A 17,160-nucleotide genomic window follows, 5' to 3' on the forward strand; every position below is an offset into this window, starting at 1 on the left:
TCGGCGCGGCCGGGCGAGTCCGCAGCGCTCAGCCGCGCGGCGCGCGCACGCCGACGCGTTCGAGGTGCGCGTTGGTGAAGCATCCCGCGGGGTCGAGGCGTTCGAAGACCGCGCTCGCGTCGGCGAGCCTCGGGTGCACCCGCTCCATGTCGGCAGCCCGGAAGCCGTGCACCTTGCCCCAGTGCGGCCGCGCGTCGAAGGGGGCGAGGGCCGCCTCGATGAGCGGGATCACCGAGCCGACCCCCTCGGCATCGCGGGCCCACGTGAAGTGGATCGCGAGGAAGTCGCGCTGATACGCGCCGCTCAGCCACAGCTCGTCGGCCGCGGCCGTGCGCAGCTCGGTGACCAGGAGATACGGCTGGATGCTGGCAGCCAGCGCCCTGACCGCGCGCAGCGCCTCGGGTCCACGCTCGCGGGGCACGAAGTACTCGGTCTGGATCTCGTCGCCGTACGAGGGCTGGGCCTCGAGGCGGAAGTGCGGCAGTCGCAGGAGCCACGGCCCGGGCACCCCGCCCTGCTCGGTGACGTTCGTGTCGAGAACCGGGGTGAGCGCCTGCCCCACGACCGGATCTCGGACCGCCCCGGCGAGTTCATCGGGGACGGGGTCGTCGTCGGCGTCCAAGCGGGTCTTCACCCACACGTGTCCGACCTCGTCGTCGCCCCAGCGGGTGAAGACCGACACGCTGTACCCGGCGCCGGTGACCTCGTCGAACCGGTCGAGCAGAGCATCCCATTGCAGCCCGCGGTAGATGTCCTGCCGCATCCGGAACGAGGGCTGGAGGTCGAGCGTGAGCGACACCACGATGCCGAACGCGCCGAGCCCGACCACGAGCGCGGCGAAGTCGGGGTCGCCGCGGCGCACGTCGTGCAGCTCTCCGTCGGCTCCGACGTAGCTGATGGCGGCGACGGCCGTGGAGAGCACGCCGTTGCCGTCGCCCGAGCCGTGCGTGGCCGTCGCCGTCGCGCCGCCGACGGAGATGTGCGGGAGCGAACCGAGGTTGTGCAGTGCCCAGCCCCGCTCCTCGAGCCACAGCGCGAGCACGCCGTACCGGGTACCGGCCGCGACCGTCACCGTCCGGGCCACCGCATCCAGCGCGAATCCGCCCTCGAGTCCCCCCAGGTCGATGAGGGTGCCGGCGGTGTCGGGCAGGTCGGTGAACGAGTGGCGAGTGCCCAGCGCATGCACGCGGCCGCCGCTCTCGATCGCCGCGACGACGGCGCTGCGCACTTCGTCGATGCTCGACGCCGCGACGATCCGCGGCGCGGTGTACTCGTATGTTCCCGCCCAGTTCCGAGGCATCCTGCTCCTTCATCCGACCTGTCGCGCCTACGCCTCGCGGGTGATCATCACCTTCACGTGCAGGAGCGACGTGAACGGGCCGGCGTACACGCCACGCAGCGGGGGCACATCGCTGTAGTCGCGGCCGCGGCCGACGAGCACGTGCCGGTCGCCGATCTCGATGTTGTTGGTGGGGTCGAACCCCTGCCAGTCGCCGGCGAACCATTCGACCCACGCGTGCGATTCGCCCGCCACCGCGACGCCGACCTCGGCGTTCGCGCGCGGATGCAGGTACCCCGAGACGTAACGAGCCGGGATGCCGACCTCGCGGAGGGCGCCGAGCGTGATGTGCGCGATGTCCTGACAGACGCCTTTGCGGGCTTCCCAGGCCTCGTTCGCCGTGGAGTGCACGCCGGTGATGCCGTGCATGTACTCGACCGCGTCGCCGACCGTTGAGGCGATCGCGTGCGCCGCGTGACCGGGGTCATCGTGCTGGGCCGCGATGCTGCGCGCGATCTCGACGACCTCCGGGTGCGGCGCCGTGCGCTCGGTCTGGCTGAGCTGCTCGACGGTCTCGATCGAGCGCGCGGCTTCGATGTGCAGCCGGTCCCATGAGATGTCGGCGTACTCGAGCGGGCGGGGGCGCACCTCGACGAGGCTCTTGGCCGTGATCTGCAGCGCGGCGTGCGCCGACAGCACGTCGAAGACGGCGACCCGGGTGCCGAAATAGTCGACGTAGTGGTTCACGGCCGTGCCCGGCTCGATGTCGAGCGACGAGCTGAGCACGAACTGGCTGTCTGTCGAGTTGGGCAGCATCCGTGCCTCGTTGTACGAGGCAGAGACCTCGCCCTGGTACGTGAACCCGGTCTGGTGCTCGATGCGGAGTCGTTTCATGAGGTCTCCCCGATCCAGCTCGGCTCGGCCTGCGTGGGGAAGAAGCGGTAGCGGATGGCCTCGGATGCCTCGCGCGTGACCTTCTGCACACGGTCCATGTGCTCGGGCAGCTCGCCGAGGATCTCATTGATCGGCCGGTACTCGAGGTCGTTGCGGATCTGGCCGAGCGCGCGCAGCACCGTGTTGGAGTGTCCGACCCGGTCGGCGACCGGGTCGATCGCGCTCATGCAGGCCTCGGCGGTCTGGATCGAGTAGATGATCGAGCGGGGGAAGAGGCGGTCGAGCAAGAGGAACTCGGCGGCGTTGCGCGCGCTCGGCATGCCGCGGTAGGTGCGCAGGTACGCCTCGTACGCACCACACGAGCGCAGGATCGTGGTCCACGAAGGACCGGATGCTTCGGTCAGCGACCTCGTCGCCAATAGGCGTGCCGTCATGTCGGTGCGCTCGATGCTGCGGCCGAGCGTGAAGAACTGCCATGCCTCGTCGCGACTGGTCGACGAATCGACGGTGCCGATCGCGAGCGCCGAGCGCTCACGCACCCACTTGAAGAAGTCGTGCACCTTGTCGAGCTGCAGGCGCCGTGGCATCCGCGAGTTGGTGGTGTTCAGCGTCTCCCAGAGCTCGGTGCTCACGATCTCGCGCGCGCGGCGCGCGTTCTCGCGCGCTGCGCCGAGCGCGTAGCCGATGCTCGACGGGTTCGCGCGATCGATCGCGAGGCGGGCGAGGACGTCCTCGCGGCGAACGGTCTCATCCGCCCCGGGTGGGACCGATCCCATGACCAGCAGCAGCGAGCGGCACGCGGTGTCTTCATCGACCCACGGGTCTTCCAGCAGCAGCTGCAGGTGCACGTCGAGGATGCGGGCCGTGCCGTCGCTGCGCTCTATGTAGCGCCCGATCCAGAAAAGAGATTCGGCGATCCGGCTCAACACGGCGAACTCCCGGACGTCGGTTCCTGAGCTTGTTGCTGCTGCTGCTCCTGCTGTTCGCTGTGGCCGCGCGGGCGGTCCTGGGGCGAGTGGGCGGGCTCGGGCCGGCTGTCGTAAATGATCGGGATGGCGGCGGTCACCGTTGCGGCCTGGTCGGCGACGAGGCCGGCGAGGCCGACTCCCTGGCCGTACTCGACGTGGCCCGGCGCGGATCCGCCGACGATCCAGGTGTCCTTCGAGCCGCCGCCCTGGCTGGAGTTGACCACGAGCTGTCCTTCGGGCAGGGCGACGCGGGTGAGTCCGCCGGGCAGAACCCAGACGTCGTCGCCGTCATTGACCGCGAAGGGGCGAAGGTCGGCGTGGCGGGGGCGCATCCCGTCCTCCACGAGGGTCGGGATGGTCGAGAGCATGACGACGGGCTGTGCGATCCAGCCACGGGGGTCTGCGATGAGGCGCCCCCGGAGCTTGTCGAGTTCGGCGGGCGAAGCATCCGGCCCCACGACCAGTCCCTTGCCCCCCGAGCCGTCGACCGGCTTGACCACGAGTTCGGAGAGGCGATCGAGCACCTCCTCGAGCGCACCGGGATCTTCCAGGCGCCAGGTGTCGACGTTCTTGAGGATCGGCTCTTCCGCGAGGTAGTACCGGATCAGGTCGGGCACGTAGGTGTAGAGCAGCTTGTCGTCGGCGACGCCGTTGCCGACCGCGTTCGCGATCGTGACGTTGCCCAGGCGCGCAGCCAGCATGAGCCCGGGGGCGCCGAGCATCGAGTCGGCGCGGAACTGCAGCGGGTCGAGGAACTCGTCGTCGACCCTGCGGTAGATCACGTCGACGCGCTGAGGCCCGCGGGTCGTGCGCATGAAGACGCGTCCGCCGATGCAGATGAGGTCACGGCCCTCGACCAGCTCGACGCCCATCAGTCGTGCCAGCAGCGTGTGCTCGAAATACGCCGAGTTGTACACGCCCGGGGTGAGGACGACCACGTTCGGGTCTTCGACACCCGACGGGGCCGAGGCGCGCAGGGCGGCGAGGAGCTTGTTCGGGTAATCTCCGACCGGGCGCACGCGCATGGAGACGAACAGCTCGGGGAGAGTCTGGGCCATGACCCGGCGATTGGAGATGACGTAGCTGACCCCGCTGGGCACGCGCACGTTGTCTTCCAGCACCCGCATCTCGCCGTGCTCGTCGCGGATCAGGTCGATTCCCGACACCTGGATGCGGACGCCGTTGGCGCTGTGGATGCCGGCGGCCTGCCGGTAGAAGTACTGCGACGACGCGATGAGTTTTGCGGGCAGCACTCCGTCGCGCACGCAGTGCTGACGGCCGTAGGCGTCGTCGAGGAACGCCTCGAGCGCTTTGACGCGCTGCTTGACGCCCGCCTCGACGCGCGCCCATTCGTTGTACGTGATGACGCGGGGCACCGCGTCCAGCGGGAAGGGTCGCTCCTCGCCGGCGAAGTCGAACGTCACGCCCTGGGCGAGATACGAGCTGGCGAGCGATTCGGTGCGCCCGCGGAGCTCTTCCTGAGTCATCTTGGCGAGGGCCTGATACAGCTCCCGGTAGGCCTCACGCGACTGCGCCGTCTCGCCGGGATGGTCGGGAATCCCGAACATCTCGTCGAACGCGGGAACGCCCGACGCGGTCTTGCGCGGCGCCAGCGTGGAGCCGTACCCGTCGAACAGATCGCCCATGGGGAGAGCCTAGCCCGCGGCATGTTGCGGGAGTATTTCCGATCTTGTGCACAGGCGGCGGCCGTAGGCTTCGGTCCGTGGGACCTGTCACACGCGCCTGGCGCGGCCTCGACGGCGCCGTCGCAGGCGTCGCCGCGGTCATCTTCGGCGCGGGTATCGGAGAGCTCGCAGCCGCGATCCTCTCGCCCGGTTCCAGCCCGTTCGCAGCGATCGGCTCCGCCCTCATCGACTTCGCCCCGCCGTGGGCCAAAGACACGGCGATCGACCTGTTCGGCACGAACGACAAGGCGGCGCTGCTGGTCGGGATCGCGATCGTGCTCCTGGTCGTCGCCGCAGGCGCCGGCATCCTGGAACGGCGTCTGCCGCCGTGGGGACGCGTCGTCTTCCTCCTCGTGGGCGCCGCGGGCGCGGTGGCCGCCATGACGCGCGCGGACTCGGGGCTGCTGTCGTGGATCCCGTCCGTGATCGCCGGGATCGGAGCATCCGTCGCCCTCTGGATGCTGGTGCGCCGCGCTCCTGGAGCGCAGGCGCCGGCGCAGACTGCGCGGGACGACCCCGGGGTCGATCGGCGCCGATTCCTGCTGTGGAGCGGCGGAGCGGTGGCGATCGGCGTGTTCGCCACGATCGGCGGTGCGACGCTGCGGGCGGGGGCCCGGTCTGTCGAGGCCATCCGGGCGAAGATCACGCTCCCCTCGCCTGTCGCGACCGCGCCTCCGATTCCCGCATCGGCCGATCTCGGCATCCCGGGTGTGGCGTCCGTGATCACGCCGAACGCGGGCTTCTACCGCATCGACACGGCGCTGATCGTCCCGCAGATCGACCCGGCGGACTGGAGCCTGAAGGTCACCGGCATGGTCGAGAACGAGTTCACGCTGACCTGGGACGAACTGCTCGCCCTCCCCCTCGAGGAGAGCGTGACCACCCTCACCTGCGTGTCGAACGAGGTCGGCGGCGAGCTGATCGGCAACGCGCTCTGGCTCGGCTATCCGATCCGCGAGCTGCTGGCCCGCGCGCGGCCCAAGGCCGGTGCAGACATGGTGTTGTCGCGCTCGATCGACGGATTCACCGCCTCGAGCCCGCTGGAAGCCCTCACCGACGATCGCAATGCGATCCTCGCGGTGGGGATGAACGGCGACCTGCTGCCCGCCGAGCACGGCTTCCCCGTGCGGATGGTGGTTCCCGGCCTGTACGGCTATGTCTCGGCGACCAAGTGGGTCGTCGAACTGCAGGTCATGCGCTTCGGCGATGCCGCCGCCTATTGGACGCAGCGCGGGTGGGCCGAGCGCGGCCCCATCAAACTGGAATCACGAATCGACGTGCCGCGGCAGGCGCAGGGTCTGAAGGCGGGCGACACGGTCATCGCCGGCGTCGCCTGGCAGCAGCATGTGGGCGTCTCGGGAGTCGAGGTGCAGATCGACGAGGGCGACTGGGTTGCGGCCACGCTCGCGACCGCCATCTCGGACGACACGTGGGTGCAGTGGAGCATGCCGTGGACCGCGAGTGCGGGCGACCACGTGCTCCGCTGCCGCGCGATCAGCGCGACGGGCGAGGTGCAGACCGGTACGCACGCCGACGTCGTGCCCGATGGCGCGACCGGCTGGCACGAGCGCCGCATCACCGTCTCCGCCTGAGCGGCACGCACGGTCTCCCTGAGCTAGCCCCAACCGGTCCCTGAGCGCGTCGCAATCGGTCCCTGAGCTCGTCGCAATCGGTCCCTGAGCTCGTCGAAGGGTCGCGGCCTCAGCCGTCGAGCACCACACGGAGCTGCTCGACCGCCCAGTCCAGTTCGGTCGCTCGCACGACGATCGGCGGTGCGATGCGGATCGTCTGCCCGTGGGTGTCTTTGACCAGCACCCCGCGGGCGAGCAGGCGCTCGGCCACCTCGCGTCCTGTCCCGACGGCGGGGTCGATGTCGATGCCTGCCCACAGGCCCGCGACGCGCACAGCGGTCACGCCGTGGCCGACGAGGCCCTCGAGCAGGCCCGCGAGGTGCTCGCCGAGCGCGGCAGCCCTGGTCTGGAACTCGCCGGTCTCCAGCATCTCGACCACGCGGAGTCCGACGGCGGCGGCGAGCGGGTTGCCGCCGAAGGTCGAGCCGTGCTCGCCCGCGCCGATCACGCCGAGCACCGCGGCGTCGCCCACGACCGCCGAGACGGGAAGGATGCCGCCACCCAGCGCCTTGCCGAGGAGGTAGAGGTCGGGCACCACGCCCTCGCGGTCGCACGCGAAGGTGGTTCCGACCCGGCCGAGGCCGGATTGGATCTCATCGGCGATGAACAGGACGCCGTGCCGTGTGCAGATCTCGCGCAAGGCGCGGAGGTAGCCCTCCGGGGGGATCACGACCCCCGCTTCGCCCTGAATGGGCTCGATCAGCACCGCGGCCGTGTCCGCATCGATCGCGGCCTCGATCGCCGCCGCGTCGCCGAACGGGACGTGCACGAAGCCCGGCGTGAACGGACCGAACCCGTCGCGCGCCTGCGGGTCGTCGCTGAACCCGACGATCGTCGTCGTGCGGCCGTGGAAGTTGCCGTCGGCGACGACGATGGTCGCAGCATCCCGAGCAATGCCCTTCACGCGGTAGCCCCATGCGCGCGCGACCTTGATGCCCGTCTCGACCGCCTCGGCGCCCGTGTTCATGGGCAGCACGAGGTCTTTGCCGCACAGTCGCGCGAGCGCCGTCGCGAAGGGGCCGAGCCGGTCGTTGTGGTAGGCGCGGCTGGTCAGGGTGAGCCTGCCGAGCTGCTCGCGCGCGGCGGCGAGGATGGCGGGATGCCCGTGGCCGAAGTTCAACGCCGAGTAGGCCGAGAGCAGGTCGAGGTAGCGCTTGCCCTCGACATCCGTGACCCATGCCCCCTCGCCGCGCGCGACGACGACAGGAAGCGGGTGGTAGTTGTGGGCGAGGTGATTCTGCTCGTCGGCGATGAGGCGGATCGCGGTCGTGTCCAGCGATGGGGTGCTCATGAGCGGCCTCGCAGCTCGAGCGTGCAGCATTTGATTCCGCCGCCGCCGAGCAGCAGTTCGGACAGATCGACCGTGATCGGGTTGTAGCCGCGCTCGCGCAGCTGCTTCTCGAACCCCTTCGCCCGCGGCGAGATGATCACGTTGAGCCCGTCGCTGGCGGAATTCAGCCCGAAGACCGAGCCGTCTTCGTCGGACACATGGATCGCGTCGGGGTAGCGCTCCGCGAGGATCTGCTGGCTCTCTGCGTCGAAGGCCGACGGCAGGTAGGCGATCGTGGCGCGTGCAGGGCCCTCGGCCTCGACTCCCTCGACGGGGTCGAGCACCGCGATCGCGGTATCGAGATGGTAGAACCGCGGATCGGTGAGGGTGAGCGAGACGACCTCGCGACCGAAGATCTCGCGCAGTTCGCGGTGGCTGTCATCGGTGGATCGGAAGCCGGTGCCGGCGAGGATAGTGTCGCCCACGAGGAGGAAGTCGCCTTCGCCCTCGTTGACCTCGACGGGCTCGCGCGTGTCGAACCCGTGCGTGCGGAACCAGTCGATGAAAGGCGCCGACTCGCCCTGACGCTCGGGAAAGCGGAACTTCGGGCCGTATGCGACCCCGTCGATGAGGAACCCGCCGTTGGCGGTGTAGACCATGTCCGGCAGCCCCTCGACGGGGTCGATGAGCTCGACCTCGTGCCCGAGCTCGAGGTACAGGTCGTGCAGCACCTGCCACTGGCTGACGGCCTTCGCGGTGTCGGTGGGATTGGCCGGCTCCATCCACGGGTTGATCGTGTAGCTGACCGTGAAGTGCTCGGGGCGGCACATCAGGTAGCGGCGGTGGTGGGCGATTCGCGTCATATCTGCTCCTGAGAAGCGGGGCGGCGGACGCTGTCCTCGAGGCCCGACGGCCCTTCGTTCTGCGTCTGTACGACGGAGCGCAGGTGAAGGGGGCGACTCGGGCACGCCGGATCCGATTCTCGCATGAGTCATCGCCGGTTCTCCCGAAGCGGCGTACCGTTGCGCACGGCACGGTAAGGTAGTTGACCTGCGACAACGACAGCCATGAGGCGCGTCGCCGCATCCCTCCCGCTGATCTGTTTCGAGGTCCGATGTCTGACGCAGCCGCTTCCCGCACCTCCACCGGGCGCATCCGCACGCCGGGCTCGGCCCCGGTCATGACCCACCGGATGATCATGTTCGTGATCGTCGGTCTCATGGCGGGCATGTTCCTCTCGGCGCTCGACCAGACCGTGGTCGGCACCGCCATCCGCACGATCGGCGACGACCTGAACGGCCTCAGCCAGCAGGCCTGGGTCACGACCGCCTACCTGATCGTCTCGACGATCTCGACGCCGATCTACGGCAAGCTCTCCGACATCTTCGGCAGGCGCCCGCTGTTCATCTTCGCGATCGTCGTGTTCATCATCGGCTCGATCCTCGCCAGCTTCTCGACGTCGATGCTCGAGCTCGCCGCCTTCCGCGCCATCCAGGGTCTGGGTGCCGGTGGCCTCATGTCGATGCCGCTCGCGATCATGGGCGACATGCTCGCCCCGCGCGAGCGCGCGAAGTACCAGGGGTACTTCCTCGCGGTGTTCGGCATCTCGAGCCTCATCGGGCCGCTCGTGGGCGGCCTGTTCGCCGGCGCCGACGAGATCCTCGGCATCGCCGGGTGGCGCTGGGTGTTCCTCATCAACGTCCCGATCGGACTGATCGCCCTCGGCATCGTGCTGCGGTTCCTGCACCTGCCGAAGCACTCCGTTCATTCGGTGCGCATCGACTGGTGGGGCGCCGCGTTCGTCGTCCTCGCGCTCGTGCCACTGCTGCTCGTGGCCGAACAGGGCCGCGAATGGGGCTGGGGATCGCCGCTCGCAATCGGCTGCTACGTGATCGGCGTGCTCGGACTGATCGCCTTCGTGATCACCGAGACGCTGATGAAGGACGACGCGCTCATCCCGCTGAAGCTCTTCCGCTCATCGACGTTCTCGATGGCGACGATCATCGGCGTCTTCGTCGGCTTCGGCATGTTCGGCGCGATGCTGACCCTGCCTCTGTATCTGCAGCTCGTGCTCGGATCGACTCCGACCGAGAGCGGCTTCCAGATGCTGCCGATGATCCTCGGCCTGATGATCTCTTCGATCGCGAGCGGCCAGATCATCGCCCGCACGGGTCGGTACCGGATGTTCCCGATCCTCGGCACGGCATTCCTCACCGCCGGATTCTTCTGGCTGACCTTCCTGCAGTACGACCGCTCGTACTGGTTCATCGCCGGCGCGATGCTGCTGATCGGCCTCGGCCTCGGCCAGCTCATGCAGACCCTGACGATCGCGAGCCAGAACTCGGTGGGCCTGCGCGACATGGGCGTGGCCACGAGCGCATCGACCTTCTTCCGGCAGATCGGTGGAACGCTCGGCACGGCGGTGCTGCTCTCGCTCATGTTCACCGTGCTCCCCGCGAACGTGCAGACCTCGTTCACCGACACCGAGACCCTCACCGAGTCTCTCGACGCGGCCTTCGACCCTGCGGTCGCGACCGCTCCGGCGAACGCCGGGATCATGGCGCAGATCTACACGCCGATCACGAGCGGCATCACCGATGCGACCACGGCTCAGATCGAAGGCGGGCTCACGAAGGCCGCGGATGCTGCGACCCAGGCCGTGGCCGCGCAGGTCGCGGCGGGCACGCTCCCCGCGTCGGCCCAAGCGGCAGCCACCACGGCGGCCGTCGCACAGGCGCAGGCCGCCGCGGCGACTCAGATCCAGCAGCAGATTCCGGTGGCCCAGATCTCGGCGGACGGGACGGTCACCCTGAACTTCTCCGACCCGGCCGCGCGCCTGTCGTTCGTGAACTCGGTCGTCCCGACGATCGAAGACCAGTTCGCCTCCGGCACCGGCACGACCTCGATGGACAGCGGCGCGCTCAACGACACGTCCTTCCTGGTCGGGGCCGATCCGCGACTGAGCAAGCCGCTCCTGGTCGCGTTCAACGCCTCCGCCGTGCTCGTGTACTGGGTCGCGATGTTCGTCGTGCTCATCGCCTTCGTGCTGACGCTCTTCTTCAAGACGCCGCCGCTGCGCGCGAAGTCGGCCCTCCAAGAGGCCGCCGACAACGCGGCCGAGGCCAGCGCTCGCGACGACGAACTGGTGCGGGCGACGAAGGCCGCCGATACCGCCGGGGTGATGGTCCAGCCGTAGCCCGCCGCCTATTCCGCGGGGTCGGGGGCGACGTCGACCACGATCTTGCCGACCGTGCGGCCCGAATCGATCCGCGCGAGAGCCTTGCCCGCGTCGGCCAGCGAGAACCGCTCCTCGATCACCGGGCGGATCCGCCCGGCGGCGGCGAGGGCGGCGAGCCCGCGGGTCACCTCGGGCTTGGCTACGGCAGCGAGCGGACGGATGCTGCGGCCGCCGCCGATTCCGATGAGGGCTCCGCGGATGATGCGTCCGACCGGGCCGAACACGTCGTTGCCCGCGCCCGACACCATGACGAGCGAGCCGCCCGGGCGCAGGAGCGCCTTGAGCACGCGCAGCGGCGCGGTACCGGCGATGTCGATGACCGCCTCGAAGGATGCAGGCGGCAGGGCCGCAGCATCCGTCTCCCGATAGTCGAACGTGCGGACGGCACCCAGGTCGGTGACCATCTTCAGGCTCGGCTCACCGCAGGTCGCCCACACCTCGGCCCCGCGTACAGCAGCCAGCTGCACCGCGAAGTGTCCCACCCCGCCGGACGCGGCGAGCACCAGCACGCGGTGCCCGTTCGCGACACCGGCGCGCTCCAGCGCCTGCCACGCGGTTCCACCCGCGAGCGGCAGGGCTGCAGCGACGGCCGGCTCGAGCGCAGCGGGTCGCGCAACGAGTCGGGATGCCGGTGCGAGGGCATACTCCGCGAGCCCGCCCCCGCCGGGCAGCTCGCCCATCACCTCGTCTCCGACCGCCCAGGCCGTCACACCCGACCCGACCGCCACGACGGTGGCCGCGACATCCATCCCCCGCGCGGCCATCCTGGGCCTGCGGATTCCGAAGGCAAGGCGCAGCAGCAGGGGGGTGCCGCGCATGACGTGATGGTCGGCGGCGTTGAGGCTCGTCGCCCGGACGCGCAACAGCACCTCGTCGGCCCCGGGCACCGGGACCTCCACGCGCTCGGAGGCAACGACGTCGGGGCCTCCATAGCGATGCTGCCGCCACGCGATCATCGTGCGGGTCCGGGTGAGATCGGTCATGATGAGGCTCCTTCGGGGTATTGGAAGACGTCGTCGAGGCCGACGCCGAAGACGCCCGAGATCTGGAAGGCGAGTTCGAGCGTGGGCGAGTACTTGCCCTGTTCGATGGCGATGAGGGTCTGGCGCGTCACGCCGACACGCTTCGCGAGTTCGACCTGGGTGAGCCCCGCGCTCTCGCGGAGCGCCCGGATTGAATTGGTGACGCGCGTGGGCTTGACCATCAGACGAGTCCGCGACGGTAGGCGATGACACTCGCGATCCCGCCGACGAAGGCCGAGAGCGCGAACCCGAAGAACATCGTGTTCGCGATCCAGAACCAGTCGGCCTCGAACGCGCACAGCACCATGACGCCGAGTCCTGCGATCACGAGGAACGCCTGGCCGACGCGGCCGCCCATGCGGGCGATGTCGCGGTCGCGCTGATCGGACTTCCCGACGCCGTCGGGATCCCGCATCCCCGCGAAGATTCCCCACAGGATGCTGATCACGATCGAGGCGACGATGCTCAGGCCGATCGTCCAGAGCATGATCGGCCACCACACCACCTCGGTGAGCGGCCTCCCGCCGGCCGCCTGCAACACGATGATCACGTAGGCGGTCATGGCGATCACCGTGACGACGAGGCCCGTCCAGACGTTGCGCTCCTCGTAGACCATGGCAGCTCCTTGATGTCTAGAATGTTTGACATCGCCACGATAGCTCGGTCCGAGCATCCGTGTCAAGAATTCTTTACATCACGACTCGCGGTCGTCCGCAGGCCTCGCCGAGGGTCGATCATATGACGGCGGCCGACCAGTCGTCGGGGTTGCCGAAACGGTGCGCCGTGATCGCGATCGCCTGCTCGTGCAGGAACGGCAGCAGCTCGATGCGCGCGGCGGTGGTGACCTCGTTCGCGTACACGGCAAGGTCGGGGTCGCCGCCGGTCGCCTGGGCGAGCGCGCGATGCAGCACGGCGACGGCGGGCGGCGAGCCGACGAGGCGCACGCGCGAGGGGCGAGCGGATGCCGTACCCACCGCCGACGACAGTTCGTCCGCAGACAAGCCGGCGAGGCCTGCGAGGCCTGCGGCACGCTGCAGCCATTCCTCGTCGCTCTCGACGAACACCGCGACGTCCTGAGCGGTGAGGGCGCGACGGACCTCCGCCGGGACGCCGGCCGGCGCGCTGATCGTGAACCGCGCGCCCGCGCGAAGCCCGGCGACGATGACGCGGAGCAGCGCCTGCGGCGCAGCATCCTCCGTCGCCCGCACCGCCACATCGACCGGTCGATAGCGGAAGAGGTTGCGCTCCACACCCAGTCCTGACACATCGCGGACCTGTCCGAACTCCCGGTCCCACGCGATGGCGTCGGCGAGCGCCGCGCGGCGCAGCCAGTCGAACGCGTCGTAGTCGAGCGAGGGCTGGGAAGCCTCGATCAGGTTCGTGATGCGCGAGTCGAGGCCGCGCAGGTGCAGCGTGGCCGACGGCGCACCGCCGCCCGATGCCCGCCACGAGCCGAGGCCGATGAGGTAGTTCGGGCCTCCGGCCTTCGTCCCGGGTCCGACCGATGAGCGCTTCCACCCGCCGAACGGCTGACGCTGCACGATCGCGCCGGTGATGCCGCGATTGACGTAGAGGTTGCCCGCCTCGACCTTCTCGAGCCAGTGTGCGAGATCTTCCGGGCTCTGCGTGTAGAGGCCCGCGGTCAGGCCGTACGCCACCGCGTTCTGCAGCTCGATCGCGTGCGCCAGCGACGTCGCGTGCATCACGCCCAGCACCGGCCCGAAGAACTCCTCGAGGTGAAACCGCGACCCCGGCTCCACCCCGGTGCGGATGCCGGGCGTCCAGAAGCGTCCGGTCGCCTGTGGCCCGAACTCCAGCGGCCGCGGCTCGACCAGCCACCGCTCGCCCTCGTCGAGGGTGCTGAGCGCCCAGCGCAGCTTGCCCTGCGGCACCTCGATCACCGGGCCGACCTCGGCAAGCGGATCGGTCGGCGGACCGACGCGCAGCGAGGTCGCCGCGTCCACGAGCTGCCGCGCGAACCTCTTCGACCGGGCGACGGGGCCCACGAGGATCGCCAGCGATGCGGCCGAGCACTTCTGCCCCGCGTGCCCGAACGCGCTTCTGATGAGATCGGATGCTGCCAGGTCGAGGTCTGCCGAGGGCATCACGATCATCGCGTTCTTGCCGCTGGTCTCGGCCAGCAGCGGAAGGTCGGGCCGCCACGAGCGGAACAGCGCCGCCGTCTCCCACGACCCGGTGAGGATCACGCGGTCGACGTCGGGGTGGGACAGGAGCTGCTGTCCGAGTGCTCCCTCGTCGATGTCGACCAGGGCCAGCACGTCGCGCGGGACTCCCGCCTCCCACAGCGCCTCGGCCACCACCGCGGCGCATCGACGAGCCTGCGGGGCGGGCTTGAACACGACCCCTGAACCCGCGGCGAGGGCAGCGAGCACTCCCCCGGCGGGGATGGCGAGGGGGAAGTTCCATGGCGGGGCGACCACGGTGAGCTTCGCCGGCACGAAGACCGCGCCGCTGACCCTGTCGAGCTCACGCGCGGTGGCGGCATAGTAGTTCGCGAAGTCGACCGCTTCGCTCACCTCGACGTCGGCCTCGGCGAACACCTTGCCCGTCTCGCTGGCGGCCACCTCGATGAGTTCTCCGCGTCGAGCCTCCAGCGCATGCGCGGCCGCGACCAGCACGACTGACCGCTCGGCCGCGGGCAGCGCGCCCCACCGGGCCGCGGCATCCCGCACCCCCGTGATCGTCGCCTCGAGCGTCTCGGCGTCATCGATGCGGGATGCTGCGACCGTCGCGTCTCCGGCCGTCGAGGTCTCGACGCGGCCGATGATCTCTCGCGCCCAGTCGCGGTTGGCCGGGAGGGCCGGATCGGAATCGGGGGTGTTGCGGAAGCCCGGTGCGCCGCTCGCTTTCGCGCGCGACCCGTGCGACTCGCGCGCGGAGAACACCGCCGTCTCGACGTACGAGTCGCCGCCGAACCGCACAGCGTCGGCCGACGGCTCGATCGGCATGGTGTCGGCAGGCTCGGCCGCAGCCGAGCGCGCGATGCCCAGCACCGCCTGGGTGAGTCCCGGCCCTTCGTCGGTCACCGCCTCGCGGCGGAGGCGGTCGTCCGGTGCGTCCGGTGCGTCCGGTGGGCCGCCGGCCCCTCGGTCCTGGCGGCGATTCGGGCCGACGGGTAGCGAAGGGTCGGCGGAGCGCTCGAGCGACGCGAGGAACCGGTCGCGTTCCCTGTCGAACATCGCGGGGTCCTCTGCCAGGTCGAACGCCGCGGAGAGGAAGTTGTCACTGGACGCGTTCTCTTCCAGGCGCCGCACGAGGTAGCTGATCGCGACGTCGAACTCGTCGGGACGCACGACCGGCACGTACAGCAGCACGTGCCCGACCTCGCGGGCGACGGCTTCGACCTGGCCCTGGGCCATGCCGAGCAGCATCTCGAACTCGACGTGATCGGTGACCCCGCGCTCTCGCGCCAGCAGCCACGCGTACGCGATGTCGAACAGGTTGTGGCCGGCGACGCCCAGCCGCACGGCAGCGGTGTTCTCGGGGCGGAGGGCGACATCGAGGCAGCGCAGATAGCTCGCGTCGGAGTCGACCTTGGCGTCGTAGGTCGCGAGCGCCCAGTCGTGCATGACAGCATCCACTCGCTCCATTGCGAGGTTCGCGCCTTTCACGAGGCGCACTTTGATGCGCGCCCCGCCGGCGGCGACGCGCTCTTTCGCCCACGCCGTCAGCTGCTGCAGGGCCGGAAGCGCGTCGGGCAGGTAGGCCTGCAAGACGATGCCGGCCTCGAGGTCGTGCAGCCGCGGGTCTTCGAGGATGCGGGTGAAGACCGCGATGGTCAGGTCGAGGTCGCGATACTCCTCCATGTCGAGGTTGATGAAGGTACCGTCCGACGCCGCGGTCAGGTACAGCGGCGTGAGGCGCTCGATGACCTTGTCGACCACCTCGTCGAACGCCCACATCGAGATGTGGCTCGCGATCGCCGACACCTTGACCGACACGTAGTCGACGTCGGGCCGGCGGATCAGCGCGTGGATGCCCTCGAGCCGGCGCAGCGCCTCCTGCTCGCCGAGCACGGCTTCGCCGAGGAGATTGAGGTTCAGGCGCGCTCCGCCTTCGCGCAGCTTCGCGATCGCGGCGCCGAGCTTCTCGGGCCGGGCATCGATCACGAGGTGCCCGACCATGTCGCGCAGCACCCGACGCGCGATCGGGACGACCGGCGACGGCAGCACCGGCGCCATCGCGCCGCCGATGCGCACCGCACCGCGCAGGTACCAGGGCAGGAAGCCGGGGACGAGGGGTGCGACACGATGAAGATTGGATGCTGCGGCCGACAGGCTCTCCGGGCGCATCACCCCGTCGACGAAGCCGATCGTGAAGGGCAGGCCGTTCACGTCTTTCAGGACGCCGGCGAGGCGCTGCGCCGACGGGTCGACCTCGGCGTTCGCGGACTCGGATACCCACCGCCTGGCGAGGTCGATGGCGTGAGCGGCGCGTGCAACATCGCTGTCGGGCATGGCCTCCAGCCTACGGCCGGGCTACTCCCAGGTGCTCGGCGCCTCGGCGCGCGTCGAAGGGAGAGCGGATGCCGCGGCCCAGTCGTGGATCCAGGGCGCCAGCGGCGGGAGGGTGTCGGGTCTGCCGAGCGCGGCGAACAGCTCGTCGTGCGACACGATCCCACCCGATCGGCGCAGGAACCGGGCGCGCACGATCATCTCGGCGTAGATCTCGCCCTTCACCACCGCCCGGTGCACGAGATACACCGACTTGTCGTCATGGGCGAGCAGCCGCGTCTCGACGTCGAAACGCTGCCAGAGCTCCAGCGACTTGCGGAACGTGATCGTCTCGCTGGCCACCACGGCGTACCACTTCTCCTTGGCGAGGAGATCCCAGAAGCCTGCGCGGATGAGCAGGTCGAAGCGCCCGAGGTCGAACAGGGAGGCGTAGCGCCCGTTGTTCATGTGGCCGAGCAGGTCGAGGTCGGTGGGCAGGGTCGTGATGCGGACGGTGCCAATCGTGGCCGCGTCGACCGGCCCGTGGCGCCGCAGTTTCGACTTCGCGCGCCAGATCGTCAGGAGAGTGCGCCAGATCACGTTCACGAGGAGCGATCGTACCCGGCGCTGCGGCGGTGATCGAGTAGCGAGCGCCAGCGAGCTCCGCAGCGGCGGTGATCGAGTAGCGAGCGCCAGCGAGCGTATCGAGACCCGCCGGA

The 17,160-nt window shown here is 69.8% G+C and carries 13 protein-coding genes; 2 read left to right on the forward strand and 11 right to left on the reverse strand.

Annotated elements, in window-relative coordinates:
* Positions 1-28: 28 nt before the first annotated feature.
* Genes ACFE6Z_RS08030 through ACFE6Z_RS08045 form a run of 4 tightly spaced genes read right to left on the reverse strand, consistent with a single transcriptional unit; the run spans position 29 to position 4,787 of the window.
* On the reverse strand, positions 29-1,300 hold the full coding sequence (locus tag ACFE6Z_RS08030; RefSeq protein WP_375385200.1) for a D-arabinono-1,4-lactone oxidase: 1,272 nt from the start codon (positions 1,298-1,300) through the stop codon (positions 29-31).
* Between the two features lie 27 nt (positions 1,301-1,327).
* Positions 1,328-2,173 (reverse strand): transglutaminase N-terminal domain-containing protein, encoded by an 846-nt coding sequence (locus ACFE6Z_RS08035; RefSeq protein ID WP_375385201.1) that lies wholly within the window; start codon positions 2,171-2,173, stop codon positions 1,328-1,330.
* Positions 2,170-3,102 carry an alpha-E domain-containing protein gene (locus ACFE6Z_RS08040; RefSeq protein ID WP_375385202.1) on the reverse strand — a complete coding sequence of 311 codons (933 nt, stop codon included), beginning with the start codon at positions 3,100-3,102 and terminating at the stop codon, positions 2,170-2,172. Before ACFE6Z_RS08040 ends, ACFE6Z_RS08035 begins: the two co-directional genes overlap by 4 nt.
* Positions 3,096-4,787 carry a circularly permuted type 2 ATP-grasp protein gene (locus ACFE6Z_RS08045; protein ID WP_375385203.1) on the reverse strand — a complete coding sequence of 564 codons (1,692 nt, stop codon included), beginning with the start codon at positions 4,785-4,787 and terminating at the stop codon, positions 3,096-3,098. The genes ACFE6Z_RS08040 and ACFE6Z_RS08045 overlap by 7 nt, the downstream gene beginning before the upstream one ends.
* Positions 4,788-4,864: 77 nt before the next feature.
* On the opposite strand from ACFE6Z_RS08045, the gene ACFE6Z_RS08050 reads away from it, so the two are divergent.
* Positions 4,865-6,418, forward strand: a complete 1,554-nt coding sequence (locus ACFE6Z_RS08050; protein WP_375385204.1) for a molybdopterin-dependent oxidoreductase — start codon at positions 4,865-4,867, stop codon at positions 6,416-6,418.
* Positions 6,419-6,527: 109 nt separating this feature from the next.
* Here ACFE6Z_RS08050 and rocD read toward each other — a convergent pair whose 3' ends face one another.
* Positions 6,528-7,748 carry an ornithine--oxo-acid transaminase gene (rocD, locus tag ACFE6Z_RS08055; RefSeq protein ID WP_375385205.1) on the reverse strand — a complete coding sequence of 407 codons (1,221 nt, stop codon included), beginning with the start codon at positions 7,746-7,748 and terminating at the stop codon, positions 6,528-6,530.
* Positions 7,745-8,590: a dimethylargininase gene (gene ddaH, locus ACFE6Z_RS08060; protein ID WP_375385206.1), complete on the reverse strand. Its 846-nt coding sequence runs from the start codon at positions 8,588-8,590 to the stop codon at positions 7,745-7,747. Before ddaH ends, rocD begins: the two co-directional genes overlap by 4 nt.
* A gap of 317 nt (positions 8,591-8,907) precedes the next feature.
* Between ddaH and ACFE6Z_RS08065 the strand changes: the two genes are divergently transcribed.
* Entirely contained in the window at positions 8,908-10,923 is a 2,016-nt protein-coding gene (locus ACFE6Z_RS08065) for an MDR family MFS transporter (RefSeq protein WP_375385356.1), read from the forward strand.
* Positions 10,924-10,931: 8 nt separating this feature from the next.
* Here ACFE6Z_RS08065 and ACFE6Z_RS08070 read toward each other — a convergent pair whose 3' ends face one another.
* The 5 genes from ACFE6Z_RS08070 to ACFE6Z_RS08090 form a co-directional block, all read right to left on the reverse strand.
* Positions 10,932-11,948: an NAD(P)-dependent alcohol dehydrogenase gene (locus ACFE6Z_RS08070; protein WP_375385207.1), complete on the reverse strand. Its 1,017-nt coding sequence runs from the start codon at positions 11,946-11,948 to the stop codon at positions 10,932-10,934.
* Entirely contained in the window at positions 11,945-12,169 is a 225-nt protein-coding gene (locus ACFE6Z_RS08075; RefSeq protein ID WP_375385208.1) for a helix-turn-helix transcriptional regulator, read from the reverse strand. The genes ACFE6Z_RS08070 and ACFE6Z_RS08075 overlap by 4 nt, the downstream gene beginning before the upstream one ends.
* Entirely contained in the window at positions 12,169-12,603 is a 435-nt protein-coding gene (locus ACFE6Z_RS08080; RefSeq protein ID WP_375385209.1) for a hypothetical protein, read from the reverse strand. The genes ACFE6Z_RS08075 and ACFE6Z_RS08080 overlap by 1 nt, the downstream gene beginning before the upstream one ends.
* A gap of 118 nt (positions 12,604-12,721) precedes the next feature.
* A complete protein-coding gene (locus ACFE6Z_RS08085) occupies positions 12,722-16,465 on the reverse strand; it encodes a proline dehydrogenase family protein (protein ID WP_375385210.1) in 3,744 nt (1,247 codons plus the stop codon).
* Between the two features lie 21 nt (positions 16,466-16,486).
* Complete coding sequence (locus tag ACFE6Z_RS08090; protein ID WP_375385211.1) at positions 16,487-17,047, reverse strand: acyl-CoA thioesterase; 561 nt, start codon at positions 17,045-17,047, stop codon at positions 16,487-16,489.
* Between the last annotated feature and the right edge of the window lie 113 nt (positions 17,048-17,160).

This window comes from uncultured Microbacterium sp. (assembly GCF_964244775.1).
Lineage (GTDB): Bacteria > Actinomycetota > Actinomycetes > Actinomycetales > Microbacteriaceae > Microbacterium.

What these genes read in the sequence shown, in the direction of transcription:
- ACFE6Z_RS08030 (WP_375385200.1), bottom strand. Translation starts at nt 1,300, where the DNA reads ATGCCTCGGAACTGGGCGGGAACATACGAGTACACCGCGCCGCGGATC.
- ACFE6Z_RS08035 (WP_375385201.1), bottom strand. Translation starts at nt 2,173, where the DNA reads ATGAAACGACTCCGCATCGAGCACCAGACCGGGTTCACGTACCAGGGC.
- ACFE6Z_RS08045 (WP_375385203.1), bottom strand. Translation starts at nt 4,787, where the DNA reads ATGGGCGATCTGTTCGACGGGTACGGCTCCACGCTGGCGCCGCGCAAG.
- rocD (WP_375385205.1), bottom strand. Translation starts at nt 7,748, where the DNA reads ATGAGCACCCCATCGCTGGACACGACCGCGATCCGCCTCATCGCCGAC.
- ddaH (WP_375385206.1), bottom strand. Translation starts at nt 8,590, where the DNA reads ATGACGCGAATCGCCCACCACCGCCGCTACCTGATGTGCCGCCCCGAG.
- ACFE6Z_RS08065 (WP_375385356.1), top strand. Translation starts at nt 8,908, where the DNA reads ATGACCCACCGGATGATCATGTTCGTGATCGTCGGTCTCATGGCGGGC.
- ACFE6Z_RS08070 (WP_375385207.1), bottom strand. Translation starts at nt 11,948, where the DNA reads ATGACCGATCTCACCCGGACCCGCACGATGATCGCGTGGCGGCAGCAT.
- ACFE6Z_RS08075 (WP_375385208.1), bottom strand. Translation starts at nt 12,169, where the DNA reads ATGGTCAAGCCCACGCGCGTCACCAATTCAATCCGGGCGCTCCGCGAG.
- ACFE6Z_RS08080 (WP_375385209.1), bottom strand. Translation starts at nt 12,603, where the DNA reads ATGGTCTACGAGGAGCGCAACGTCTGGACGGGCCTCGTCGTCACGGTG.
- ACFE6Z_RS08085 (WP_375385210.1), bottom strand. Translation starts at nt 16,465, where the DNA reads ATGCCCGACAGCGATGTTGCACGCGCCGCTCACGCCATCGACCTCGCC.